The following is a 24559-nucleotide window of genomic DNA, read 5'->3' as shown; positions in this document are numbered from 1 at the left end:
ATAAATTCATTTGATTTCCTTGTAAAATTCGGAAATTTTTTTGGCTTTTGCTACACCAACTACGTCAGAAATTTCTTTTTCGGTCGCTAATTTCAATCTTTTAACACTTTTGAAGTGCTTTATGAGTGTTAACATCGTTTTTTCGCCAATTCCTGGTATGGTTTCTATGGATGAATTTAGTGCTGATTTACTTCTTTTATCCCGATGGAAGGTAATTCCAAATCGGTGCGCTTCGTTGCGTAATTGTTGAATAATTTTGAGTGTTTCTGATTTTTTATCAAGGTATAACGGAACCGAATCGCCCGGATAAAACAATTCTTCCAATCGTTTGGCTATGCCTATGATGGCGACTTTTCCGCGCAAACCTAATTCATCAATACTTTTTAATGCCGATGACAACTGACCTTTTCCTCCATCGATGATGATGAGTTGTGGCAAGGATAGATTTTCGTCTAAAAGCCTTTTGTATCTTCTGTATACTACTTCTTCCATCGATGCAAAGTCATTCGGAACTTCGACGGTTTTGATATTGAAATGTCGGTAGTCTTTTTTGGATGGCTTTCCGTCTTTAAAAACCACGCAAGCCGAAACCGGATTGGTTCCTTGAATGTTGGAATTATCAAAACATTCGATGTGTCGTGGCTCAACCGAAAGACGCAAATCTTTTTGCATCTGGGCCATAATCCGATTGGTATGACGCTCTGGATCTACAATCTGAATTTGTTTTAATTGATCCAAACGATAGTATTTGGCATTGCGCTCAGACAATTCGAGAATTTGCTTTTTGTCGCCCAATTGCGGAACTGTAATTTTTATATTTTCACCTAAATCGAGTGGAAAAGGCAAAATAATTTCTTTGGTATTCAGATGAAAACGTTCGCGAAGTTCAACTACGCCTAATTCGAGTAATTCTTCATCGGTTTCATCCAGTTTTTTCTTCATTTCCAACGTATACGAGCGAATGATTGCACCGTGAGCAATTTGCAGAAAATTAACGTACGCCATTGATTCATCCGAAACAATAGAAAACACATCAATATTGGAAATCTTCGGGTTCAACACGGTTGAACGCGATTGATAATTCTCTAAAACCTCTATTTTTTCTTTGATTTTCTGCGCTTCTTCAAATTGCATATTCGCAGCAAATTCGTTCATTTTCGCCTTAAAATCACGCAAACTGTCCTTGAAATTTCCTTTTAGAATTTGGCGAATCGCATCCACTTGACGTTGGTAGTTTTCGAGTAATTCATGACCTTCACACGGACCTTTGCAATTGCCAATGTGGAATTCCAAACACACTTTAAACTTTCCCGATTGAATGTTGCTTTCTTTCAAATCGTAATTACAGGTACGCAACGGATACAATTCTTTAATTAAGTCCAACAATGTATTGATGGTTTTGAAATTGGTATACGGACCAAAATATTCCGAACCGTCTTTCACCATTCTACGAGTAGGAAAAATGCGGGAAAATGGTTCTTTTTTGATGCAAATCCACGGATAGGTCTTGTCGTCTTTAAGGTTGATGTTGTAGCGCGGTTGTAGCTTTTTAATCAGGTTGTTTTCCAACAAAAGCGCATCTTGTTCAGAAGAAACCACAATGTGTTTGATTTCGACTATCTTCTTCACCAAAACATTGGTTTTCCCGTTGTCATGGATTTTATTAAAGTAAGAAGAAACACGTTTTTTAAGGTTTTTGGCTTTACCTACGTAGAGGATTTTTCCATCTTTATCGTAATACTGATACACACCCGGATTATCGGGCAAGGTTTGCAGTTGAAGTTCTAGTGATGGAATGGTCATTACGGTTGTCGGTTATCAGTTATCGGTCTTTTGAGATTGATATTGTTCGCCTAGGCGAATGATATTGAAAATCAGCCACAGATTAAACGGATTGAACAGATTTTAACAGACTATTTTCTAAACAAATTTAACTTTAAATTCTTCATTAACCAAATTCGGGAATTGATTAGTGCAACTAACATTTATCATGTTTTCAATTAGACAGTTACAGTAGTTTTGCCGAAAATTGATGAAGTATGTACTGGAAAAAATTACCGAAAGAAGAACGAAAAAATAAAATCCAAAGTGCGTTGAGCGAAAATGTGAATTTTGCGAAAGACTCAACCTTGGGTTATCCTGCGTCAAAATTGGATGGGAAAGTATTTTATGATGCCGACTTTTTGAAAGATGCTCCCGTTTTGCAAACCTTTGTATCCAATCCGAATCACATTGGTTGCCATACGTTGGGCAATTCAGAAAGTGCTTTTAAAGGCACGCATGAATTGGAAAAAGAAGTCTTAAATGTTTTGGCAGTTGATGTTTTTAAAGCCCAACCCAATTCATTTGACGGTTATATTTCGCCTGGTGGAACCGAAGCCAACATTCAAGCCATTTGGATGTACCGCAACTTTTATAAATATAACCGTGATGCTAGTTGGGATGAAATTGCGATTTTAGCTTCAGAAGACACACATTATTCGATTCCGAAAGCAGCTAATTTATTGAGCTTAGAATGGTTGAAAATTCCGGTTGATTTTGAATACCGTTGCATTGATTTGGTCGCTTTGGAAGAAATAATCGTCAAAGCCAAAAACAACAGCAAAAAATACTTCATTGTCGTTTCGAATATGGGAACCACCATGTTTGGTTCGGTTGATGATCCGGATGATTACATCACAATTTTGGAACACTATAATTTAGAGTATAAGATTCATATTGATGGAGCGTACGGCGGATTTGTCTATCCGTTCAGCAATGAAAATTCGAGGATTAATTTTAGCAATCCTAAAATCAGTTCGATTACCATTGATGCGCATAAAATGCTTCAAGCACCATACGGAACGGGAATTTTTATTTGTAGAAAAGGATTGATTGAAAACGTGCTAACCGAAGAAGCGCAATACGTAGAAGGAATGGATTTGACTTTATGTGGGAGTCGTTCGGGTGCGAATGCTATTGCGGTTTGGATGATTTTATTCACGTATGGACCACACAAATGGTTTGAAAAAATAAGTGTGTTGCAAATGCGCACTCAGTTTTTGTGCAACGAATTAGATCAAATGAACATCAAGTACTTTAGAGAACCTTTTATGAATATAGTGACGATTCGTGCCGAATACATTCTGAAGGAAATTGCCGAAAAATACCATTTAGTTCCGGAAACGCACAACCATGAAAATAAATGGTACAAAATTGTACTGATGAATCACGTGGAAGTGGAACATTTAACTACTTTTATAGCCGAATTGAAGGAAGGAATTTATGCTTAAAAAAGACCTGCGAAAAAAGTACAAAGACTTACGAAGTCAACTGTCTGAAGATGCAATTGTAGACAAAAGTTTGGCGATTGCCAATCGAATGTTGCAATTGAACGTTTGGGAGAAAACCTATTATCATTTGTTTTTGACCATTGAAGAACAACGCGAAATTGATACTGAATTCATTCTCCAAATTTTAGCGGGAAAAGACAAAGAAATTGTGGTTTCAAAAAGCGATTTTGACACATTTGAAATGACGCACTTTTTATTGACTGACAATACCAAATTCAGAACCAACTCGTATCACATTCCTGAACCCGTAAATGGTTTGGAAGTTCCTGTAAATAAAATTGAAGTAGTTTTTGTTCCGCTTTTAGCGTTTGATTCTGAAGGACATCGTGTAGGTTATGGAAAAGGATTTTACGACAAATTCTTATCCAAATGCAATGATGATGTCATCAAAATTGGACTTTCCTTTTTTGAAGCGGAAGAAGTCATTTCTGACGTCACTGAAAACGATGTGAAGTTGGATTTTTGTGTAACTCCCAATAAAAATTACACCTTCTAAATTAATCTAATTTATCCGAATAAATTCTTGATCTACTCGTTTCTGGTAGTGTGAATGCTTTTTTGTTGAATACAATTAAGATTCCGACACCTACTGAAATAGCAAAATCGGCTACATTGAAAATAGCGTTAAAAAAGCGGAAATTTTGTCCGCCCCAACCCGGAAGCCAAGAAGGCAATTGTCCTTCCCAAATTGGGAAATAAAACATATCAACTACTTTTCCATGAAACCAAGTAGAATAATGATCAGGTGGGAAAAAAGTGGCCAATTGACCGTGACTATCATTGAACATTACACCATACAAAACAGAATCGATGATGTTTCCGAAAGCGCCTGCAAAAATTAAGGAAATAGCAGTGATTAGAAAATTGGATTTTTCTTTTTGTACCGAATCATACAACCAATACGCAATTCCAAACACGGCAAAAATTCTAAAAACAGTTAGTATTAATTTACCATAATCTCCAGGAATTTCGGTTCCCCAAGCCATTCCTTCATTTTCTATAAAATGCAATTTGAACCACGAAAAAACCTCAAATTCTTCTTCATAAATAAAATTAGTTTTCACATAAATTTTGGAAAACTGATCAATTAAAAGAATGATGAAAATTATGAGTGTTGCGTGTCTTAGTTTCATTTTTTAACAATTTGAGAGCAAAAATAGAATTATTTTTAAAAAAAACGCTCCTAAACAGGAGCGTTTTATGTATTATTTAAGAATATTATCGTTGCATGTTTTTGGCTTCAATACTCATAGTAGCATGAGGAACTATTTTAAGACGCTCTTTTGAAATCAATTTACCCGTTACTTTGCAAACTCCGTAGGTTTTATTTTCAACACGGAATAGAGCATTTTTCAAATCGCGGATGAATTTTTCTTGACGAATAGCCAATTGTGAATTCGCTTCTTTCGACATAGTTTCGCTGCCTTCTTCAAATGCTTTAAACGTTGGCGACGTATCGTCTGTTCCGTTGTTTAAATCATTCATATAGGCACTTTTTATCAATTCCAAATCGGCTTGAGCCTTTTCAATTTTTTTTAGGATTAATTCTTTGAACTCAGCTAAATCAGCATCAGAGTATCTCATTTTTTCTTCTACCATCTTTTTTCTATTTTGAGATTAATATCATTGTTTTTATGTCGTCGAATTCAATTTCTATACCATTTTTCACTTCGTCTTCAAAAACCAACTCCTGGGTTAGTGTTTCCGACATGATATAGTGTTCATTATTTTTAATTGCCTGTTCTAATTCACCGCTACGTTGAAGTTGCACTTTTATTTTATCCGTTACTTCAAATCCAGAATCTTTTCTGATGTTTTGGATTCGGTTGACCAATTCTCTGGCAATTCCCTCTTGTTTCAATTCTTCCGAAATAGTGATGTCCAAAGCTACGGTAATTCCGTTTGCATTGGCTACCAACCATCCAGGAATATCCTGCGAAGTGATTTCTACGTCTTGGGATGTTAAAGTTATACTATTTCCTGAAATAACAAGCGATAGCTCTCCTTTAGCGTCAATTTCGTTGATTTGTTCCGGAGAAAAGTTTTGTATTTCTTTGGAAATCAATCCCATATCTTTACCAAAACGCGGCCCTAAGGTCTTAAAATTAGGCTTGATTTGCTTCACCAAAACACCCGAAGCATCGTCTAAAAGTTGTACTTCTTTGACGTTTACTTCCGCTTTAATCAGGTCAGAAACTGCTTCAATTTCAGCACGCTGAACCTCGTCAAGCACAGGAATCATAACCTTTTGCAACGGTTGACGTACTTTTATCATTTCCTTTTTTCGAAGCGATAAAACTAAGGATGAAACCGTTTGTGCTTTCATCATTTTGCTCTCGAGCGATTTATCAACAAAGTTTTCAACTGAAACGGGGAATTTTGCCAAGTGAACACTAGTAAAACTCTCGCTTCCAGTAGCATTGACTAAATCGCAATACAATTTGTCCATAAAGAATGGAGCAATTGGAGCGGAAAGTTTCGCCACATTCAGCAAACAAGTATACAAAGTTTGATACGCTGCGATTTTATCGGTTCCGTATTCGCCTTTCCAGAATCTTCTGCGGCACAAACGAACGTACCAGTTACTCAAGTTTTCTTGTACGAAATCAGAAATCGCACGAGCTGCTTTGGTGGGTTCGTAATCGGCATACGCTTCATCAACTACTTTAATCAAAGTATGCAATTCGGATAAAATCCAACGATCAATTTCGGGTCGTTCGTTCAACGGAACTTCTGCTTCTGCATAATTGAAATTATCAATGTTTGCGTATAAGGCGAAGAATGAATACGTGTTGTACAACGTTCCGAAGAATTTTCTACGCACTTCTGCTACACCTTCGATATCAAATTTTAAATTGTCCCAAGGATTGGCATTGGAAATCATGTACCAACGCGTTGCATCCGGACCGTATTCTTTTAAAGTCTCGAAAGGATCAACAGCATTGCCCAAACGTTTGGACATTTTTTGTCCGTTTTTATCCAAAACCAAACCGTTTGACACTACATTTTTGTAGGCAATTTTATCAAAAACTAAAGTTCCGATAGCGTGTAAAGTGTAAAACCAACCGCGTGTTTGATCCACACCTTCGGCAATAAAATCAGCCGGAAAATCTTTATTTTCATCAATCTTATCCTTGTTTTCAAACGGATAATGCCATTGAGCGTAAGGCATCGCACCCGAATCGAACCACACATCAATCAAGTCGCTTTCGCGCTTCATTGGTTTTCCAGATGGTGATACTAAAGTTATGGCATCAACTACATTTTTATGTAAATCAACCAAATCGTAGTTTTCCTCGCTCATGTTTCCGATTTCAAAACCTTGGAACGGATTTGAATTTTGAAAACCTGCTGCGATGGACTTTTCGATTTCATTGTATAATTCTTCTACCGAACCAATTAAAATCTCTTCATTTTTGTCTTCTGTTCGCCAGATAGGCAACGGAATTCCCCAATAGCGTGAACGCGATAAATTCCAGTCGTTGGCGTTTTTCAACCAATTCCCGAAACGACCTTCACCCGTTGCTTTGGGCTTCCAGTTGATGGTATCATTCAAATCGAACATACGATCTTTGATTTCGGTCACTTTGATGAACCATGAATCCAATGGATAATATAAAAGCGGCTCATCGGTTCTCCAACTGTGAGGATAACTGTGAACGTATTTTTCTACCTTAAAGGCTTTATTTTCTTCTTTTAAACGAATTGCAATTTCAACATCAACTGATTTTTCAGGAGCAGTTCCAGCATCATAATATTCATTCTTTACATATTTTCCGGATAAATCGCCCAAACCTTGAATGAATTTTCCTTGCAAATCAACTAATGGAACTGGATTACCATTGTCGTCCAACACCAACATGGGCGGAACTTCAGGTGTGGCTTCCTTGGCTACTTTGGCGTCATCAGCACCAAATGTTGGAGCAGTGTGCACAATTCCGGTTCCGTCTTCAGTGGTAACGAAATCTCCCGAAATTACTCTAAAAGCATTTTCTGGATTTTGATGCGGCAACACCAATGGCATCAATTGTTCGTAGCGGATTCCGACTAAATCAGCACCTTTGCATTCGGTTAGAATTTGAAACGGAATCTTTTTATCGCCTTCTTTGAAATTTTCATAATCAGTCACTTCTGTCGACTCAAAAAAGATTTTCCCGAATTGTTTTCCGACTAAATTTTTAGCCAAAATGACATTTATAGGTTCAAATGTATATTGATTGAAGGTTTTAACTAAAACATACTCGATTTTGGGCCCAACAGTCAAAGCCGTATTACTTGGCAATGTCCATGGAGTTGTCGTCCAGGCCAAAATATGCACATCACCAAAACCTCGCAAAAAGCTCGGTAGCGTTTCTGATTTAGTTTTGAATTGAGCAACAACCGTAGTATCAGTAACATCACGGTAACTTCCGGGTTGATTGACTTCGTGTGAAGACAAACCCGTTCCTGCTTTAGGCGAATACGGTTGAATCGTGTAGCCTTTATAGAGCAAATCTTTGTTGTAGATTTGTTTGAGTAACCACCAAACGCTTTCCATGTATTTGGATTTGTAGGTTACGTATGGATCTTCCATATCCACCCAATAACCCATTTTTTCGGTAAGGTCGTTCCACACATCAGTGTAGCGCATTACGGTTCGTTTACACGCTTCGTTGTATTCTTCTACAGTGATGGTTTTTCCGATGTCTTCTTTGGTGATGCCTAGTTCTTTTTCGGTTCCCAATTCAACAGGCAGACCATGCGTATCCCAACCTGCTTTACGCTTTACTTGGTAGCCTTTTTGAGTTTTATAACGACAAAAAATATCTTTAATCGCGCGTGCCATTACGTGGTGAATTCCGGGCAAACCATTGGCTGATGGTGGTCCTTCGAAAAACACATACGGTTCATTGCCTTCGCGTGAGGTTACACTTTGTTCAAAAACGTGGTTTTTTTTCCAAAAATCAAGAACTTCTGATGCAACTGTTGGCAAGTCAAGTCCTTTGTATTCAGTAAATTTTGTACTCATTTTGTCGTATTCTTAAATCAGTTTGCGAAAGTAATGAATTTTGAGAAAAGAGAATAGAAAATAGAATAAAGAGAATGGACTTTTGCTAAAAATCGATAAAGTTTGGGTGTTTTTTATGTTTTTAAGAAAAAACCTCCTTTAAAACGTCGAGTGATTTTGGTTTTTTGAATCCGTCTAGGTGAATAGAATAATAATCAAGTAGGATTTTGAGTAGAATTTGGCGTTCGATTCCAGCAAAAACCTTCTGATCAGAATCGAATTTGAGATTCATTAATTTTTTGAACAAATGGGTTTCGTGTTCCGATAGGCAACTTATACCGTGAAGCGGAGAAAATTGCCCTTCATTCATTTCAAAAAAAGGAAAATCAACTTCAGAATTATCAGGATAAAAACCCAGAAATTTAGTGATTTCTAATAATAAGATCAGGTGAAAATTGGCTGTTTCTTCATGCGTATCGAGCCAAAGCAACGCTGTTTCTAAAAAGGTAAATAAATGCTCGTTTTTTTCTTCCTCTTGAATGGAATGATGAAGCACTTCCGATAAAAAAATGACGATGGTACTCTTTACAATATCAGTGTTAATTGTTTGATATGCCGCAGCTAATTTGATTTCTTTAAAATGCTCTAAAGTACCTTTATTTTTGTGACTGGCTTCAATTTCTAAAATGGTTAAAGGCTGAAAATAAGCTATTTTTTGGGTTGCTTTTTTGGATGAAAAGGCACTTTGTACAAAATAGCTCTTGAGTCCATCGGATTGTGTAAAACACTTTACAATCAGACTTTTTTCTTGGTATTTGAGAGAAGAAATGACGATTGCTTTTGTTTTAACCAACATTTTTTGAAGTACAATTTACGATTTGCGAAGTACGAAGTTTACTGATTTAACGTACTATCATGACTTTTTTAACTTTGGTTTCGATTCCGTCTTGAGCGGCGATGAAAATCATGTACACACCCGAAGCTACTTTGTATTTCCCAAAAGCAGTTGTATCCCATTCGATGGTTCCGCCAAGCGCTGTGGTTTCGTGAACCAAATTGCCTGTAATATCGGTGATCTTGACATTGGCTTTATCAGTCAAACCGCTAATTTTTACCGTTCCTTCGTATTCGGGTCGAACCGGATTTGGATATACATAAACTCCACTTAAATCGTCACTTGGTTTGGTTGCTGATCCTTTGAACGAGACCAATCCTTTATCAGTAGCAAAAAAAACTTCACCTGTTACCGAATCGATTTCTATATCGTTAACATTATTACTAGGTAAAGGAGAATCTTCTTTGGTAAAATGATAAATGGTTTCCTGTCCGTTTGAAGAGACTAAATATACACCTGAATCGGCAATTGCAACCCATTTTCTATTGGCGCCATCTACAGTTATATCTAAGATGAATTGTTCATAAAACAACTCTTGAGCCAAATCATTTTCGAGAATGATTATGGAACGAGTTTGAATATCATCTTGAGAAAGAAACTGATCAACGTTTTGTATAATTCGAAGCCCTTTTGCTGTACCAATCCACAATTGGTTTCGGGCATCGATGGCTACACAACGAACGTCAGTATCTGGTAAATTCCCTTCAGTGGACGTTTTAATTACTATTGATTTATTATTCAGTCCTTCGTTAAAACCAATAAGACCGTTTCGAGATGAAGGCAACCATTTGGTGTTATTTTTGTCAATAACTAAAGGTGCATAACTCTCGTTTATTGCCTCTGGAATAATATCTGTAAAATCATACGACTGCCATTGTGCATTGGAACGGAGTACTTTTAGTGGTTTATCAACCATGTTGTTGGTCATCCAAAGATTACCACTTTTGTCGAAAACGGGACCATTTATTCTAATATCAATATAGGTTGGATTCGGTGGTGTTAAGGTCAACGATTGCAAACCATTTTGCCCTGTATTTGTGGTATTGTAGAGAATGTCTGCTTCTTCATTTTCTATTTTCAACAATCCTGAAAAATAAGAACTTACATAAACCTCGTTTTCATTATTTGGATTGAATGCAAGAGACGAGAGTGATTTTGCTTGAAAAATATCGTTGTAAGGTAAAATGGACCAGCCTTCTTCTTTCTTGTATAAACTGATGGGAAATTGTCCTAAACCAAAAGGCGGAAAATACGGATTATAGGTTCGATTGTACTTACCATAGAGCGTCCATAGTGCAGTAGATGATTTTTTTACTCTAAAAATATTATTTTGCTCGGGTCCATCAGGTTTTACTATTTCAAAACTAGTAAGATTATTGAGGGGAACACCAACTACTCCATCATTTTCTGTTCCAATGTATATTGTTTCATTCAAAACAGTTGCTGAAGTAAAAGTAACATTCAAATCGGTTATCTGACTGGATTGAACTTGAGCGATTTGTTGCAAAGTTTGATCAAATACATAAACCCTATTGAGGGTTTGAATTACAAGATAATTACCACTTATTCTAACTTTATTTATGGTTTCATTTGAATTTAAAAAAGAAATAAACTGAGCACCATCGTATCGATATAAAAGCCCGTAATTTGCAATTATCAACTGATTCTGAAACGTTACGATTCCATTCCAAAAACCAGGATGAAAGACTTGCCATTGATCGTAATCAACCATAAAGGGATTTGCAATGTCTATTTTTTTTAGACCATCAAATTGAGTGACAGCATACAATTCATTATTAATTACTGTTGTTTGAAAAACTTTTGCAAAATTTCCATTATTGCCAATTATCAATGTATCTCCAAATTCTAAAGTATTCAAATCAAAAACTGAAATTCCATAATCACAAGAAATATAAATTTTATCTTGATACTCGTAGAAATTATTGATGTTTTTGAGAGTTGGAGTTACTGGAACCTCATCGATAATTCCTCTTTTTTGCAGCACTCTTCCATCTGAAAGAACTAACAAAACCAACCCATTAGTATTCCCAACAAAAAGTATATTTTTTTGTTCGCTGTAATAAATAGAGGAAATAATGTCGGGCTTAAATCCATCAACTGAATTGAATGTGCTGAGCGTATTAGTTGACGAATTTTTTATAAAAAATGAATTTTCAGCGGCAGCATATAATGAAGTTGACGAATTGGAAATGTCTTTGATGTTATTATACGAAAAATAGCCTTCCCATTGTGGGTTTTTTTGAGAAAAACCTACTATGGAAATCAATAACAAAGTAATAATTCTAGCAATTTTTAGCATGGAAATTAAATAATTGTACAAATATAGTATAAACGCAATTAAATGGTTTTTCATATACTTTTAAAAAATATATAGAAATTTAAATAGTAAAAGCCCGGAGTTATTCATCCTTACTATTTTGTTAAACAAAAAAAATCGCCTCAAAAATTATTGAGGCGATTTTACTATTTTAAGTAAATCGTGTTTACACTATTCCTTGTGCTAGCATTGCATCGGCTACTTTTACGAAACCTGCTACGTTTGCGCCTTTTACATAATCAACGTAACCTGAACCATCCGAACCGTATTTTACGCAAGATTCGTGAATGTCAGACATGATTCTTTTTAATCTTTCGTCTACTTCTTCTCTTGTCCAGCTCAAACGCAACGAGTTTTGTGACATTTCTAAACCAGAAGTAGCAACACCACCAGCGTTAGATGCTTTTCCTGGAGCAAATAAAATTTTTGCTTTGTGGAATACTTCAATTGCTTCTGGAGTAGATGGCATATTAGCGCCTTCGGCTACACAAAAACATCCGTTGTCAACAAGCATTTTAGCTTCATCGCCGTTTAATTCGTTTTGAGTAGCACACGGTAATGCGACATCACATTTTACTTCCCAAGGACGTTTTCCAGCAACAAATTGAGCACTTGGATATTTAGCCACATAGTCAGAAATTCTTCCGTAGTTTACGTTTTTAATTTCCATGATGTAAGCCAATTTCTCCGCATTGATTCCATCTGCATCGTAAATATAACCTGATGAATCTGAAGCAGTAACTACTTTTCCACCCAATTGAGTTGCTTTTTCAATAGCATATTGCGCCACGTTTCCTGAACCCGAAACAACCACCGTTTTTCCGGTGAAACTATCACCACGTGTTGCCAACATACTTTGAGCAAAATATACATCACCGTATCCTGTTGCTTCTGGACGAATTAATGAACCTCCAAAAGTGATTCCTTTTCCTGTTAAAACTCCAGTAAATTCATTTCTCAATCTTTTGTATTGACCAAACATATAACCCACTTCTCTTCCTCCAACACCGATATCTCCAGCAGGAACGTCAGTATCTGCTCCGATATGTTTCGATAATTCGGTCATAAAACTTTGACAGAATTTCATGATTTCGTTGTCCGATTTTCCTTTAGGATCAAAATCAGAACCTCCTTTTCCTCCGCCCATTGGTAGAGTAGTCAAACTATTTTTGAAAGTTTGTTCAAAAGCTAAGAATTTCAAAATACTTAAATTTACAGTTGGATGGAAACGAATTCCTCCTTTGTAAGGACCAATAGCTGAATTCATTTGGATTCTGTAACCTCTATTCACTTGAGTGTTTCCTGCATCGTCAACCCAAGTAACTCTGAACATGATTACTCTTTCTGGTTCAACCATTCGCTCCAAAAGCATTTTGTTTTGGTATTTTTTATTTTCTTCGATAAACGGAATAACTGTTTCAGCTACTTCTTTTACCGCTTGTAAAAACTCAGGTTCATTTGTATTTCTCTTAGATACAGCCTCTAAAAAAGAATGAATACTTTGTGACATAAATAATATTTTTAATGTTTAAGAAAACGTTTTCGTAAAATCGCACAAATATACATTTTATTAAAATAGTAGTATAATTTTTTTTAATTTCTCAAAATTTTTATTTGATTGACAAGAAATTTTAAACTATTGTGAAAATTTAGACGCGTTTGATTTAGAAAAAAGTTTTTTTTACTGTTTTTAAAGTAATTTTTAAAATTATTTTAATAGTGAATGATGTTTTTATATATTTGTCAGCAAATGAAATAAGTATATGAAAACGCCCAAATATATCATAGTATTATTTTTACTGTTATTTAGCTCACTAAATAAAGTAAATGCTCAGTTCGGTTTTTCACACGAAGTTGGAGCTATCATTGGTCCAGTAGCTTTTCAATCGGATTACGGAGAACGTTCTGATTTGTCTACTAATGCAGGAAATACGGGTTATGGAATTGGATTAATTCACTACTTGAACTTTTCCTACAAAGCAGAGTGTAACTGTTATACTCCTGAAACTTATTTCAACGATCACTTCAAATTAAGAACTGAACTTTCTTATAATAAAACCAATTTACAACATTTTGGTAGATGGGTTGAAGATTCTAAAACCTCATTAGGAGCGCAACAATTAAGAGCTATGAGAGGTAGTACTTCTGTTACTAATATTGGAATGCAATTAGAGTATTTCCCTTACAGTATTCGAGATTTCTCTGCAACTATTGGAGCTTGGGCACCATTTATTAGTTTAGGAGCTCAGTTTAGTTTTTACAATCCGGAAGCGTATTCAGAATTGGGTCCAGGTTTGGGTTCATTACCTACAGTAACGCATCCAAAATACATTAATGCAGTTCGTAACGATGGAAGTTCAACTTGGTCAGTGGTATCAAGTGTTGGAACACGATACAAATTAACCGAATTATCTGATTTAATGGTTGATTTAAGATGGCAGTATTATTTTTCAAACTGGGTTGATGGTTTGAATCCTGATCCAACTATTTATACCGAAAACAAAGCCAACGATTGGAACGTTTGGTTGAATTTTGGTTATATTTACTACATCAATTAAAAGTTAAAATAAAAAAATAAAACAAAAAATCCCGCTCTTCTCGAACGGGATTTTTTTTATCTGAAGGCTTGTTCTAAATCAGCAAGCAAATCGTCAATATCTTCAACACCTACGCTCAGTCGAACTAAATCGTCTGTGATTCCGACTTCTTTGCGTTTGTCTTCCGGAATCGAAGCGTGAGTCATCAAAGCCGGATGATTGGCCAACGATTCAACTCCACCAAGTGATTCGGCCAATGTGAATACTTTTAATTTTTCTAAAAAAGAAATCGCATCTGCTTTTTGTCCTGATTTGAAGGTAAAAGAAACCATTCCACCAAACGATTTCATTTGCTTTTTGGCAATTTCATGAAACGGATGATTAGGCAAACCCGGATAAAATACTTGATCTACTTCGGGATGATTGCTTAAAAACTCGGCTACTTTCATTCCGTTTTCGCAATGTCTTTGAACACGTAAATGCAAGGTTTTGATTCCGCGTAACACCAAATAACTGTCCATTGGACCAAGTGTTCCGCCAGTTGCAAATTGTTTGAAATGCAATTCATCACCCAACTCTTTGTCTTTAATAATCAATGCTCCGGCAATTACATCCGAATGTCCACCTAAATATTTTGTAGCCGAATGCATAACAATGTCAGCACCTAAATCTAACGGCTTTTGTAAATACGGAGTGGCAAACGTATTATCAACAGCGAAAAGCAAATTGTGTTTTTTGGTGATTTGAGCAATGGCTTCGATATCGGCCAATTTCATTAACGGATTGGTTGGCGTTTCTACCCAAACCAATTTGGTGTTTTCGTTAATGAGCGACTGAAACTTGTCCAAATCGTTCATATCCACAAAGTGGAACTTGATACCGCTGTCTTTATATAAACGCGTAAACAAACGGTACGTTCCACCGTATAAGTCGTCCATAGCAATGATTTCATCTCCCGCTTTGAACAAACGCAACAAACAATCGGTGGCTGCCAAACCCGAGGCAAAAGCCAAACCACGTGCTCCATTTTCTATTGAAGCTAAAGCATCTTCTAATGCCTGACGTGTTGGATTTGCGGCGCGTGAATACTCGTAATCGCCAACAGGCTGACCTGGACTAGATTGCGCATACGTTGATGTTTGAAAAACCGGAGTCATTACCGCTCCAGTAACTTTTTCGTGGTGTTGCCCACCGTGTATTACTTTGGTGTTGAATTTCATTTTGAGTTAAAATTAGGTTACAAAGGTATTAACTTCGAATGATTTTTTTTAATTTGCAGGATTGATTAATGTTAAAATTCAGTATCAGGCTTACTTTTCGAAATTTATAGCTCAATTAATTCATGAAAAAAATACTTTTGGTTGAAGATGAAACGCATGTGGTTTCTTTTATTAAAAAAGGTCTTTCAGAAGAAGGTTTTGAAGTAACTGTAGCATTTGAGGGAAAAACAGGCTTGCAATTGGCTTTAGAAAACACCTTTGATGTAATTGTACTCGACATCATGCTACCTGAAATGAATGGTTTGGAAGTTTGCAAAGCCATTCGCGATGAAAATCAATTCGTACCCATACTTTTTTTAACCGCACTTGGAACATCAGAAAACATTGTTTTAGGACTTGAAAATGGAGCTGATGATTACCTTGTTAAACCCTTTAAATTCATCGAGTTGGTAGCTCGAATCAAAACACTCATTCGAAGATCTAAAGGAAAAATTACCAGTACTGAAATCAATACTAAAGATAAAAACACTTATGTTTTTGGTGATTTGGAACTGAATGATTACACCAAAACTGTGACCAGAGCCAATGAAGAAATTTCGCTTACTTCTACCGAATACAAGCTTTTGTTTTACTTTATAAAAAACAAAAACAAAGTACTTTCTCGAATGGATATTCTTGAAGCGGTTTGGGGTGTAAATTATGATTTAGGCACCAATGTAGTTGATGTTTATGTGAATTACCTCAGAAAAAAAATCGACACCAAACCCGATGAAAAAATGATTCACACCATCATTGGTATGGGATATGTTTTGAAAGAAAACGAATAAATTATGCAGATTAAGAGAAATTCGAGAACCACATTGTTGTTTCTTATTCCGTTTTTGGTGGTCATTTTGTTGTTCAGTTTGTTCATCTATTATTCGGTGTCTAATTATTCCGAAAACTACCTTTTCAAATTATTAGAAGCCAGAGCCAACAAAGTCGCTCGGGAAAGAATAGATAATAAAAACGCCATTCCAATTGAAGAATCGTCTGAAAAATTGCCTCACGAAAAGGATTTTTTTATTGCAATTAATCAACAACTCGACATCAGCAAAGAAGCAAAAAAAATTGGCATAAAAGAAGCGTTTTTTAGAGAAGCCATCCAAAAAGGAAGTTCCGAGTTTGTTACCGAAAAATACTTATACAAAGGCATTCTTTACAAATCAAAAGCGGGCGATTTCATTGTGATTACCGCTGCTGAAAACTATTTCGAAATCAATCAAGCCGAAAATCTTATTAAAACATTGCTTTTTGCCATTGGTATTGCCTCCATTCTATTATTGTATATTGCTATTTATTTTACCAAAAACATTTTTAAACCCATATCAGTCATTACCGAAAAAGTAAAAGAAATCAGTTCCGAAAATTTGCACTTGCGTTTGAATGAAAACAACAGCAACGACGAACTCAATCAGTTGACCATGACGTTCAACGATATGTTGGACCGTATCGAAACCTCGTTTGAAACACAAAACAACTTTATCAGTAATGCATCACACGAATTACGAACACCGCTAACTGCAATAATTGGTGAAACCGATGTGGTGCTGTCAAAACCCAGACAAGTAGAAGATTACGTTGAATCGCTAAAAATTATTTTACAAGAAGCCGAAAAACTAGATAACAAAACCAAAGCGTTATTGTTTCTCGCTCAAACGGGTTTTAATGGCAAGGTTCAGAAGAAAGAAAAAGTCAGAATTGATCAACTCTTATGGGATGTAAAAGAAAACCTAGAAAGCTTGAACAGCAAAAATAAAATTCATCTTGATATGGAATTACTACCTGAAAACCCTTTGAAACTGAAGGTTTTTGGGAATACTCAATTACTTCATTTGGCGTTCAGCAACATCATAAGTAATGGTTGTAAGTACTCTGATTTTAAAATTGTAACCGTTTCGATTGGCGCGTCTGACGATTTTGTGTACATCATTATAAAAGATACCGGAATCGGAATTCCAGAAGACGAAATTCAATACATTTACGATCCGTTTTTTAGAGCTTCAAATACCAAAAATTACGAAGGCTACGGAATTGGTCTACCGCTTACTCGAAACATCATCCGCATGCACAACGGTAAAATTTTTGTCAACTCGATCCAAAACCAAGGAACAACCGTTCAAATAACCATTCCCACATGGAAACCAGATGAAGTATAAGCTTGTTTTTCAGTAAATTAACCTTTTATTAAGCTTTTCTAATCTCATTTTAATCTCAGCCTGTTTATTTTAATAACATTCTAATCTTAAATTAAGAAGGTTCTAATTTCGCACTTATAGTTTTGCTTCTGTAAATATTAAAGAAATAAAAACTATGAGAACAACGATTTTAATTCCAACTGATTTTACTGTACAATCATTAAATGTGCTAAAATCCATATTAGCAAACAGCACCACACAACAATCCTATGATGTGATACTGGCACACGGTGTTCATTTGAATGATTCCATCCGAGATTTGCTTTTTTATTCAAAATCGCAACAAATTGACTCTTTGACCAATGTTGAATTTGAGGAAGCGTGTGAAGTGATAAAAAATAAATTTGACTCTCAAATTAATTCATTGCGTGTAGATTTATTTACAGGTCACAATCTGTCGGCTTTCAATAATTATTTAGAAGGCAATAAAGTGCAACACATTTTTCTATCGGAACAAAAACCCTCTTTTGCCAATAAAAGAAGTTTCAATTTAGTTCCATTCATCGAAAAATGTGCAGTAGAAGTAACCAAAATTGATTCGGGTTTACATCCTTCCATCCCAGAAAAAGGAAAAATTGCCGAAGTCTTTATCAATCAAGTTTCGATAGGATAAAAAACAATAATCATGAAAATAGGAATTCGATATGCAAGCTTTTTTGGGTTGGCGGTTCTTTTGTTCGTTACGTTATTGAGTATGGCCAAAAGTCCCGAAATCACCCTTGAAGGTGAATGGAAAGAATTGGTTTGGGAATATGAAAAGGTTGATAAAATCAACGACACAACTAAAGAAGATTTCAACAATGTGACTGATTATGTAAAAGATGTTGTAGGTCAGGATTTAGTAATTCACAAAGCCGAAAAATGGATTTTCTGTCCCAATGGAAAACTCATTCTTAAAGGAAAAAACTATTCCAAAGAAATTGCTTGGAATATTAAAGGTCGCGGAAACATACTCGAACTCAAATACGATGATTCCAATACCGAACACTACAGTTTAACCGAATTGTCAGACGATCGGTTTGTGTTGAACTTTGACACCGACACTCATACCAGAGGAATTGCTCGTCTAACGTTTACAAAAATAAATTAATATGCTCAGGAAATACAGTAATAGTCGATCACTATCAGACAACATCAAACTCGGAACTTTGTCGGCATTCGCTGCAGGCATGGTAAATATTGGTTCGCTGTTGCTTTTCTTTGCTTTTTCGTCCAATATCACGGGTCACTATGCCATTTTAGCTTCTGAAATAGTAAAAGGAAATGCCTATCAGATTGCCATTGTTTTTTCTTGGATAGCACTTTTCTTCCTAGGAAGCTTTACATCCAATTTGTTCGTTATCCATATGAACCAAAAAAACAGTTACCTCGCTCATGCCATTCCATTGGTATTGGAAATCATCTGTTTGGTTAGTGTTGGAGTTTATGGTGAAATGTTCTACAAAGAAACCTTAGCAGAAACCGATGTTTTACTGGCTTTAATGTTGTTTGCGATGGGTTTACAAAACGGATTAACTGCCAGTATTTCTAATTTTTCGGTCAAAACCACGCACTTGACTGGTACAACAACCGATTTGGGAATACTGTTTTCAATGTTTACCAAAAAAGAGTTCCGCACTAACGAAGCCTTAATTGGAAGAGCAAAACTGCTGCTTTACATTACCGCTTCCTATTTAATAGGTGCGATTACAGCTGGATTTACTTATGTCTATCTCAATTTCAAAATGTTTTATCTGGCCAGTTTGGTTTTGGTGGTCATTATTATTTATGACTTGTCCAAACTTCGCTTGAAAATGTATTGGCATCAGAAAAAAATAATCAAACTCAACTTGAATCAGGTCATCCGACTTGAAAAAGAAAAACAAGAATCGGTTGCTTCTTGAAATGAAACGCCCCAAATAGGAATTAGGTTTGGGGTGTTTCTATTTTTATGCTTAAATGAATTTTCGAATATTCATCATAAACCCTAAATGAATGGCTTCGTGGTAATTGTTGAATTCCATAGCTTCTTTAGTGGAAGCTAAGTGAAATCCGGTTCCGGTAGTGTAATCAGTATACGATACAAACTTTCCTGCTGCGTAATCTTCTTTGGTTTTTTCTACCAATGAAAAAAGAAGGGTTCTGAGTTCGTCCACTTCGGCTTGAGTGGTTGTTCCTGTTGGTTTAGATCCGTTTCTGTAGGTTTCAAAAAGTTCATCTGAAATGTTCATCGGCAAACCCGATAATCGGTAGACTAAGGCTTGTTGAACTACGATGATGTGACCTAAATTCCACACCAAGTTATTGCTGAAACCTTCTGGAATCGTATTGAGTTGTTCTAACGTGTACTTCTCTAAAAATTTGGCGTACACATTACGACTGGTTTCCCAGATTTTAAAAGTTGCTTCCATAATTATAATAAGATAAAATCATCGGTTTTCGGAATGGAATCCATCACTTGTAAGGCAATTGGCGGTGTCGGAACGGCTAATTTTCGAAGTTGAGTATCCATCCACGCACCGTCAATAGTGATTTTAGCGCACAAAGCACCTTCGGCATTATGAAAATCATGAACAATCGTCCAACGCGAAGCATCGGCTCTCATTTTACCAATTTTAGTAGTGATGGTTATGGTATCGTTCAGGTGAATTTCTTTTCTAAAAACACATTCTTCGCGAAAAGCAATCGGACCAAAATGCTGTTCTTGCATTATTTTCATTGTCAATCCTTGCTGGGATAAAATCTCGATACGGTGTTGCGCTCCAAAATCGTAATACGCGCTGTGTCGCAAGTGAAAATTAGGATCTAAATCCGACCAACGAATCGAAATCTCTCGGGTAAACGTGCTCATTGTAGTTAATTTTTGTCAAATTTAATTAGAATAAAAATGAAACCGCCATCGATTATAGAAATTAAAGTTTCTTTAACTCAATTTTCATGAAAAGTAGCGATTGCTTCAAAAGATATTCGTTTCATTAGTTTACTTTTGCAAAAAACAATGATTATGGCCAACAAAATATACTATCTCGCATCATGTGACACATGCAGAAAAATCATCAAATCGTTACCTAAAACAGCGAATTTAGAATACCACGACATTCGTCAAAACCCAATTACAGAAGCGGAATTGGAAGAAATGTACCAATTATCGGGAAGTTACGAAGCATTGTTCAGCAAAAAAGCACAATTGTACAAGTCAATGGATTTAAAAAACAAATCATTGACCGAAGCCGATTTCAAAAAATACATTTTAGAACATTATACCTTTTTGAGTCGACCGGTTTTTATCATTGATGGAACAATTTACATTGGAAATGGTCAGAAAAATGTAGCTGATGTAATTAAAGTGTTGAGTTAATGTCGAAAAGAAATTGGGCTTTATTGGCCGCCACTTTAGTATCGATTATTTATGGTGTAACGTTTACCATTGCCAAAGATGTGATGCCAAAATACATCGAACCTTTTGGATTCATTTCGTTGCGCGTTGGTGGTTCGGTGCTGCTTTTTTGGTTGGTTTCCTTCTTTGGTCCGAAAGAAAAAATTTCACTACAGGATTTCCCACGAATCATCGCCGCCGCTTTCTTTGGCGTAGCGTTGAACATGCTGACTTTCTTCAAAGGATTGAGTTATACTTCACCCATCATGGGTGCAGTTTTGATGGTAACAACACCCATGATTGTGTTGATTTTATCGTCGATTATCATGAAAGAGCGCATGCAAAAACGCAAAGTGCTCGGAATTGCTTTAGGTTTGGCTGGAACCATTACACTCATTTTATACGGAAAATCGATGGTCAACGCACCCAATGCTACTTTAGGAAATTTGTTGGTGTTCATCAATGCAATTTCCTATGGATTTTACCTCATCATCGTCAAAAAATTAATGGATAAATACAACGCATTCACCTTTGTAAAATGGATTTACACCTTTGGATTTTTGATGGTATTGCCGTTTGGATGGAGTGAATTTAATGCCGTAAATTGGCCCGAAATTCCCACTGATATTTTCTGGAAAATAGGATTTGTAGTCATCTTTTCTACATTCTTAACCTATTTACTCAATTTGGTTTCCATGCGCGAATTAAAACCAACTACTGTGGCGGTTTTTATTTATTTACAACCCTTATTCGCTACTATTTTTGCTGTCAGTTTAGGAAAAGACGAACTGAGTTGGGTGAAATTACTCTCGGCCATTTTGATCTTTACTGGAGTTTATTTAGTAACACAGAAAAGAGTAAAAAGTGAATAGTAAATAGTAATTAGCTTTGAAAATCCTAAATTACTAATCACTAATTACTAATCACTAATCACTATTTCATATATTTGAAGTCAATTAAAATACACGAATGATACAATCGATGACGGGTTTTGGGAAAGCAAGTTTGCAATTACCAACCAAAAAAATTACAGTAGAAATCAAGTCGCTCAACAGTAAAGGTTTGGATTTAAACACCCGAATGCCTTCTATATATCGCGAAATGGAATTGGGCTTGCGCAATCAATTGTCGCAACGACTGGAACGCGGCAAAATTGATTTCTCACTTTATATTGAAATTACGGGCGAAGAAACGTCATCCAAAATAAATGTTCCGATCGTAAAAGGGTACATCAATCAAATGAAAGCGGTAATTCCGAATGCCGATGAAACTGAATTGATGAAAATGGCGGTACGAATGCCTGATGCTTTAAAAACCGAACGCGACGAAATTGATGAAAACGAATGGAAGCAGATTCAAGCTGTAATTGACGAAGCGATTGATAATATTGCTCAGTTCCGAATTGATGAAGGTGTTTCATTGGAAAAAGAATTTTTACATCGAATAGCCAACATCATGACACTTATGAACAATGCTGTTGCTTATGATGTTGAACGAATTGATACCGTAAAAAACCGTTTACGAACTGCATTGGACGAACTTCAAATGAACGTTGACGAAAATCGTTTTGAGCAAGAATTGATTTTTTACCTCGAAAAATACGACATCACCGAAGAGAAAGTCCGTTTGGAAAATCACCTCAATTACTTCATCGAAACTTTGGCAGGAACCGAAGCCAATGGTAGAAAATTAGGTTTCATTACTCAAGAAATGGGAAGAGAAATCAATACGATGGGTTCCAAATCAAACCATTCTGAAATGCAAAAATTGGTGGTGATGATGAAGGATGAATTGGAGAAAATTAAGGAACAAGTTTTGAATGTATTATAAAAGCTACAAGCTATAAGCTAACAGCTAACAGCTATTTACAATGAACAAAGGAAAATTATTAGTCTTTTCAGCACCATCGGGTTCGGGAAAAACAACCATAGTACGCCATTTATTAGCACAACCCGATTTGAATTTGGAATTCTCCGTTTCGGCGGCAACTCGCGAGCCACGCGGACAAGAAGTAGACGGAAAAGACTATTATTTTATGTCGATTGCCGATTTCAAAAAACACATCAAAGCAGAAGATTTTGTCGAATGGGAAGAAGTCTACCGCGATAATTTCTACGGAACCTTAAAAAGCGAAGTCGAACGCATTTGGGCCAAAGGCAAAAACGTAATCTTCGACATTGATGTGGCTGGTGGATTGCGCATCAAATCGAAATTTCCTGAAGAAACCTTAGCTGTTTTTGTAAAACCACCAAGTGTAGATGAATTGAAACGCCGACTCAAAGAGCGCTCTACCGAAAGCGATGAAAAAATCAATATGCGCATTGCCAAAGCCCACGTTGAATTGGCCACAGCGCCACAATTTGACAAAATCATTAAAAATTACGATTTGGATGTAGCGAAAGCGGAAGCGTATGAGTTGGTGAAAGAATTTGTTTCAAAAGAGTAATTAGTAAATAGTGAAAAGTGAATAGCAAAAATGGGAGCCATAAACTCATATAAAGATTTAATAATTTGGCAAAAAGGAATTGTTTTAGTCGTAAGAGTATATAGATTAGCTAAAACCTTTCCTCAAGAAGAATTGTATGCCTTAACAAGTCAAATAAAAAGAGCCGCAGTTTCTATTCCTTCAAATATTAGTGAAGGCTATGGCAGAAATACAGATAAATCGTTCAGCCACTTTTTAGATATTTCAAGAGGATCATTAAACGAATTGGAAACTCAACTTATTATTGCCAAAGAATTAGAATTCATTACCGATTTTGATTTGTACAACGAAATTTTAGCATTAATAACCGAAGAATCTAAAATGATTAATTCATTTTCTAAAACACTCAAAAACTAAAGGTAAAGCTTAAAACTAATCACTAATTACTTTTCACTAATCACTTCAATTGATGAAAATCGGCCTCTATTTCGGAACTTTCAACCCTATTCACGTTGGGCATTTGATCATTGCCAATCACATGGCCGAACATTCTGATTTGGATCAAATTTGGATGGTTGTAACGCCGCACAATCCGCACAAACAAAAGAATACGCTACTCGATGATTACCAACGTTTGTACATGGTGCAATTGGCTACTGAGGATTATACTAAAATCAAAGCTTCGGACATCGAATTCAAACTACCGCAACCCAATTATACCGTTACTACTTTAGCGCATTTGCAAGACAAATATCCGAAAAATGAATTTGCGTTAATCATGGGCGAAGACAACCTCAACTCGCTCCACAAGTGGAAAAACTACGAAGTGATTTTAGAATACCACGATATTTATGTTTATCCTCGTATGAACTCAGGTGAAATCGATAATCAATTCGTCAATCATCCAAAAATTCACCGCGTTGGCGCACCCGTAATCGAACTTTCTTCTACCTTCATCCGCGACAGCATCAAAAACAAAAAGAACGTTGCGCCGATGTTACCTCATAAAGTGTGGGAATACGTAGATCATAATAATTTTTACAAAAAGTAAATCATTTACTTAACATTACTTTACCACTTGTTCCTCTTATTGTTTTGTAAATTTGCATTGTGTTCAACAACGAGCTTACAACTTACAACTTACAACTTACAACTTACAACTTACAACTTACAACTTACAACTTACAACTTACAACTTACAACTTACAACTTACAACATAAATCATGAACAAC

Annotated in this window: 24 protein-coding genes; 14 read left to right on the top strand and 10 right to left on the bottom strand. The window is 36.0% G+C overall.

What is annotated here, in order from left to right; translation table 11 throughout:
- Nucleotides 1–6 precede the first annotated feature (6 nt).
- The gene (gene uvrC, locus VK161_RS06255) at nucleotides 7–1803 is read right to left on the bottom strand and encodes an excinuclease ABC subunit UvrC (RefSeq protein WP_324213908.1); all 1797 of its coding nucleotides are present in this window, start codon (nucleotides 1801–1803) and stop codon (nucleotides 7–9) included.
- Between the two features lie 236 nt (nucleotides 1804–2039).
- On the opposite strand from uvrC, the gene VK161_RS06250 reads away from it, so the two are divergent.
- Both VK161_RS06250 and VK161_RS06245 read left to right on the top strand, forming a co-directional pair.
- The gene (locus VK161_RS06250; protein WP_324213907.1) at nucleotides 2040–3272 is read left to right on the top strand and encodes a pyridoxal phosphate-dependent decarboxylase family protein; all 1233 of its coding nucleotides are present in this window, start codon (nucleotides 2040–2042) and stop codon (nucleotides 3270–3272) included.
- Entirely contained in the window at nucleotides 3265–3828 is a 564-nt protein-coding gene (locus VK161_RS06245; RefSeq protein ID WP_324213906.1) for a 5-formyltetrahydrofolate cyclo-ligase, read from the top strand. Before VK161_RS06250 ends, VK161_RS06245 begins: the two co-directional genes overlap by 8 nt.
- Before the next feature lies 1 nt (nucleotide 3829).
- Here the strand turns inward: VK161_RS06245 and VK161_RS06240 are convergent, their stop codons facing one another.
- The 6 genes from VK161_RS06240 to gdhA all read right to left on the bottom strand — a co-directional run bounded on the left by VK161_RS06240 (nucleotide 3830) and on the right by gdhA (nucleotide 13062).
- Entirely contained in the window at nucleotides 3830–4465 is a 636-nt protein-coding gene (locus tag VK161_RS06240; RefSeq protein WP_324213905.1) for a lipoprotein signal peptidase, read from the bottom strand.
- Between the two features lie 85 nt (nucleotides 4466–4550).
- Nucleotides 4551–4931, bottom strand: coding sequence for a TraR/DksA family transcriptional regulator (locus VK161_RS06235; protein WP_324213904.1), 381 nt, complete (start codon nucleotides 4929–4931; stop codon nucleotides 4551–4553).
- A 7-nt stretch (nucleotides 4932–4938) separates the two neighbouring features.
- Nucleotides 4939–8340 carry an isoleucine--tRNA ligase gene (gene ileS / locus VK161_RS06230; RefSeq protein WP_324213903.1) on the bottom strand — a complete coding sequence of 1134 codons (3402 nt, stop codon included), beginning with the start codon at nucleotides 8338–8340 and terminating at the stop codon, nucleotides 4939–4941.
- Between the two features lie 121 nt (nucleotides 8341–8461).
- Nucleotides 8462–9175 (bottom strand): DNA repair protein RecO, encoded by a 714-nt coding sequence (recO, locus tag VK161_RS06225; RefSeq protein ID WP_324213902.1) that lies wholly within the window; start codon nucleotides 9173–9175, stop codon nucleotides 8462–8464.
- Nucleotides 9176–9221: 46 nt separating this feature from the next.
- Nucleotides 9222–11588, bottom strand: a complete 2367-nt coding sequence (locus tag VK161_RS06220; protein ID WP_324213901.1) for a T9SS type A sorting domain-containing protein — start codon at nucleotides 11586–11588, stop codon at nucleotides 9222–9224.
- A 130-nt stretch (nucleotides 11589–11718) separates the two neighbouring features.
- Nucleotides 11719–13062, bottom strand: a complete 1344-nt coding sequence (gene gdhA / locus VK161_RS06215) for an NADP-specific glutamate dehydrogenase (RefSeq protein WP_324213900.1) — start codon at nucleotides 13060–13062, stop codon at nucleotides 11719–11721.
- A gap of 253 nt (nucleotides 13063–13315) precedes the next feature.
- Here gdhA and VK161_RS06210 point away from each other — a divergent pair, with 253 nt between their 5' ends.
- Nucleotides 13316–14110: a THC0290_0291 family protein gene (locus VK161_RS06210; protein WP_324213899.1), complete on the top strand. Its 795-nt coding sequence runs from the start codon at nucleotides 13316–13318 to the stop codon at nucleotides 14108–14110.
- 56 nt (nucleotides 14111–14166) lie between these two features.
- Here VK161_RS06210 and VK161_RS06205 read toward each other — a convergent pair whose 3' ends face one another.
- Nucleotides 14167–15309 carry a cystathionine gamma-synthase gene (locus VK161_RS06205; RefSeq protein ID WP_324213898.1) on the bottom strand — a complete coding sequence of 381 codons (1143 nt, stop codon included), beginning with the start codon at nucleotides 15307–15309 and terminating at the stop codon, nucleotides 14167–14169.
- Nucleotides 15310–15431: 122 nt separating this feature from the next.
- On the opposite strand from VK161_RS06205, the gene VK161_RS06200 reads away from it, so the two are divergent.
- The 5 genes from VK161_RS06200 (at nucleotide 15432) to VK161_RS06180 (ending at nucleotide 19429) form a co-directional block, all read left to right on the top strand.
- A complete protein-coding gene (locus VK161_RS06200; RefSeq protein ID WP_324213897.1) occupies nucleotides 15432–16136 on the top strand; it encodes a response regulator transcription factor in 705 nt (234 codons plus the stop codon).
- Between the two features lie 3 nt (nucleotides 16137–16139).
- Nucleotides 16140–17507, top strand: coding sequence for a HAMP domain-containing sensor histidine kinase (locus tag VK161_RS06195; protein ID WP_324213896.1), 1368 nt, complete (start codon nucleotides 16140–16142; stop codon nucleotides 17505–17507).
- A 154-nt stretch (nucleotides 17508–17661) separates the two neighbouring features.
- Entirely contained in the window at nucleotides 17662–18159 is a 498-nt protein-coding gene (locus tag VK161_RS06190) for a hypothetical protein (RefSeq protein WP_324213895.1), read from the top strand.
- Nucleotides 18160–18171: 12 nt separating this feature from the next.
- Nucleotides 18172–18636, top strand: coding sequence for a hypothetical protein (locus VK161_RS06185; RefSeq protein ID WP_324213894.1), 465 nt, complete (start codon nucleotides 18172–18174; stop codon nucleotides 18634–18636).
- Between the two features lies 1 nt (nucleotide 18637).
- Entirely contained in the window at nucleotides 18638–19429 is a 792-nt protein-coding gene (locus VK161_RS06180) for a YoaK family protein (RefSeq protein WP_324213893.1), read from the top strand.
- A gap of 51 nt (nucleotides 19430–19480) precedes the next feature.
- On the opposite strand, the gene VK161_RS06175 is transcribed toward VK161_RS06180, so the two are convergent.
- The gene (locus VK161_RS06175; protein ID WP_324213892.1) at nucleotides 19481–19936 is read right to left on the bottom strand and encodes a DinB family protein; all 456 of its coding nucleotides are present in this window, start codon (nucleotides 19934–19936) and stop codon (nucleotides 19481–19483) included.
- Between the two features lie 2 nt (nucleotides 19937–19938).
- Nucleotides 19939–20376 carry an acyl-CoA thioesterase gene (locus tag VK161_RS06170; protein ID WP_324213891.1) on the bottom strand — a complete coding sequence of 146 codons (438 nt, stop codon included), beginning with the start codon at nucleotides 20374–20376 and terminating at the stop codon, nucleotides 19939–19941.
- Between the two features lie 153 nt (nucleotides 20377–20529).
- Between VK161_RS06170 and VK161_RS06165 the strand changes: the two genes are divergently transcribed.
- The 6 genes from VK161_RS06165 (at nucleotide 20530) to nadD (ending at nucleotide 24377) form a co-directional block, all read left to right on the top strand.
- Nucleotides 20530–20883 (top strand): arsenate reductase family protein, encoded by a 354-nt coding sequence (locus VK161_RS06165; protein WP_324213890.1) that lies wholly within the window; start codon nucleotides 20530–20532, stop codon nucleotides 20881–20883.
- Nucleotides 20883–21773: a DMT family transporter gene (locus VK161_RS06160; RefSeq protein ID WP_324213889.1), complete on the top strand. Its 891-nt coding sequence runs from the start codon at nucleotides 20883–20885 to the stop codon at nucleotides 21771–21773. Before VK161_RS06165 ends, VK161_RS06160 begins: the two co-directional genes overlap by 1 nt.
- Nucleotides 21774–21870: 97 nt before the next feature.
- Nucleotides 21871–22731 carry a YicC/YloC family endoribonuclease gene (locus tag VK161_RS06155; RefSeq protein ID WP_324213888.1) on the top strand — a complete coding sequence of 287 codons (861 nt, stop codon included), beginning with the start codon at nucleotides 21871–21873 and terminating at the stop codon, nucleotides 22729–22731.
- A gap of 40 nt (nucleotides 22732–22771) precedes the next feature.
- On the top strand, nucleotides 22772–23347 hold the full coding sequence (gene gmk / locus VK161_RS06150) for a guanylate kinase (RefSeq protein WP_324213887.1): 576 nt from the start codon (nucleotides 22772–22774) through the stop codon (nucleotides 23345–23347).
- Between the two features lie 30 nt (nucleotides 23348–23377).
- Nucleotides 23378–23743, top strand: a complete 366-nt coding sequence (locus VK161_RS06145) for a four helix bundle protein (protein WP_324213886.1) — start codon at nucleotides 23378–23380, stop codon at nucleotides 23741–23743.
- Nucleotides 23744–23795: 52 nt separating this feature from the next.
- On the top strand, nucleotides 23796–24377 hold the full coding sequence (gene nadD, locus VK161_RS06140) for a nicotinate (nicotinamide) nucleotide adenylyltransferase (RefSeq protein WP_324213885.1): 582 nt from the start codon (nucleotides 23796–23798) through the stop codon (nucleotides 24375–24377).
- Nucleotides 24378–24559 lie beyond the last annotated feature (182 nt).

This window comes from Flavobacterium sp. (assembly GCF_035299245.1).
Lineage (GTDB): Bacteria > Bacteroidota > Bacteroidia > Flavobacteriales > Flavobacteriaceae > Flavobacterium.
The sequence above is the reverse complement of the archived record's forward strand: the minus strand, read 5'-3'. Positions and strand labels throughout refer to the sequence as shown.

Excerpts from the sequence above, each read along its gene's own strand:
- uvrC (WP_324213908.1), bottom strand. The coding sequence starts at position 1,803 with ATGACCATTCCATCACTAGAACTTCAACTGCAAACCTTGCCCGATAAT.
- VK161_RS06250 (WP_324213907.1), top strand. The coding sequence starts at position 2,040 with ATGTACTGGAAAAAATTACCGAAAGAAGAACGAAAAAATAAAATCCAA.
- VK161_RS06245 (WP_324213906.1), top strand. The coding sequence starts at position 3,265 with ATGCTTAAAAAAGACCTGCGAAAAAAGTACAAAGACTTACGAAGTCAA.
- VK161_RS06240 (WP_324213905.1), bottom strand. The coding sequence starts at position 4,465 with ATGAAACTAAGACACGCAACACTCATAATTTTCATCATTCTTTTAATT.
- VK161_RS06235 (WP_324213904.1), bottom strand. The coding sequence starts at position 4,931 with ATGGTAGAAGAAAAAATGAGATACTCTGATGCTGATTTAGCTGAGTTC.
- ileS (WP_324213903.1), bottom strand. The coding sequence starts at position 8,340 with ATGAGTACAAAATTTACTGAATACAAAGGACTTGACTTGCCAACAGTT.
- recO (WP_324213902.1), bottom strand. The coding sequence starts at position 9,175 with ATGTTGGTTAAAACAAAAGCAATCGTCATTTCTTCTCTCAAATACCAA.
- VK161_RS06220 (WP_324213901.1), bottom strand. The coding sequence starts at position 11,588 with ATGAAAAACCATTTAATTGCGTTTATACTATATTTGTACAATTATTTA.
- gdhA (WP_324213900.1), bottom strand. The coding sequence starts at position 13,062 with ATGTCACAAAGTATTCATTCTTTTTTAGAGGCTGTATCTAAGAGAAAT.
- VK161_RS06210 (WP_324213899.1), top strand. The coding sequence starts at position 13,316 with ATGAAAACGCCCAAATATATCATAGTATTATTTTTACTGTTATTTAGC.
- VK161_RS06205 (WP_324213898.1), bottom strand. The coding sequence starts at position 15,309 with ATGAAATTCAACACCAAAGTAATACACGGTGGGCAACACCACGAAAAA.
- VK161_RS06200 (WP_324213897.1), top strand. The coding sequence starts at position 15,432 with ATGAAAAAAATACTTTTGGTTGAAGATGAAACGCATGTGGTTTCTTTT.
- VK161_RS06195 (WP_324213896.1), top strand. The coding sequence starts at position 16,140 with ATGCAGATTAAGAGAAATTCGAGAACCACATTGTTGTTTCTTATTCCG.
- VK161_RS06190 (WP_324213895.1), top strand. The coding sequence starts at position 17,662 with ATGAGAACAACGATTTTAATTCCAACTGATTTTACTGTACAATCATTA.
- VK161_RS06185 (WP_324213894.1), top strand. The coding sequence starts at position 18,172 with ATGAAAATAGGAATTCGATATGCAAGCTTTTTTGGGTTGGCGGTTCTT.
- VK161_RS06180 (WP_324213893.1), top strand. The coding sequence starts at position 18,638 with ATGCTCAGGAAATACAGTAATAGTCGATCACTATCAGACAACATCAAA.
- VK161_RS06175 (WP_324213892.1), bottom strand. The coding sequence starts at position 19,936 with ATGGAAGCAACTTTTAAAATCTGGGAAACCAGTCGTAATGTGTACGCC.
- VK161_RS06170 (WP_324213891.1), bottom strand. The coding sequence starts at position 20,376 with ATGAGCACGTTTACCCGAGAGATTTCGATTCGTTGGTCGGATTTAGAT.
- VK161_RS06165 (WP_324213890.1), top strand. The coding sequence starts at position 20,530 with ATGGCCAACAAAATATACTATCTCGCATCATGTGACACATGCAGAAAA.
- VK161_RS06160 (WP_324213889.1), top strand. The coding sequence starts at position 20,883 with ATGTCGAAAAGAAATTGGGCTTTATTGGCCGCCACTTTAGTATCGATT.
- VK161_RS06155 (WP_324213888.1), top strand. The coding sequence starts at position 21,871 with ATGATACAATCGATGACGGGTTTTGGGAAAGCAAGTTTGCAATTACCA.
- gmk (WP_324213887.1), top strand. The coding sequence starts at position 22,772 with ATGAACAAAGGAAAATTATTAGTCTTTTCAGCACCATCGGGTTCGGGA.
- VK161_RS06145 (WP_324213886.1), top strand. The coding sequence starts at position 23,378 with ATGGGAGCCATAAACTCATATAAAGATTTAATAATTTGGCAAAAAGGA.
- nadD (WP_324213885.1), top strand. The coding sequence starts at position 23,796 with ATGAAAATCGGCCTCTATTTCGGAACTTTCAACCCTATTCACGTTGGG.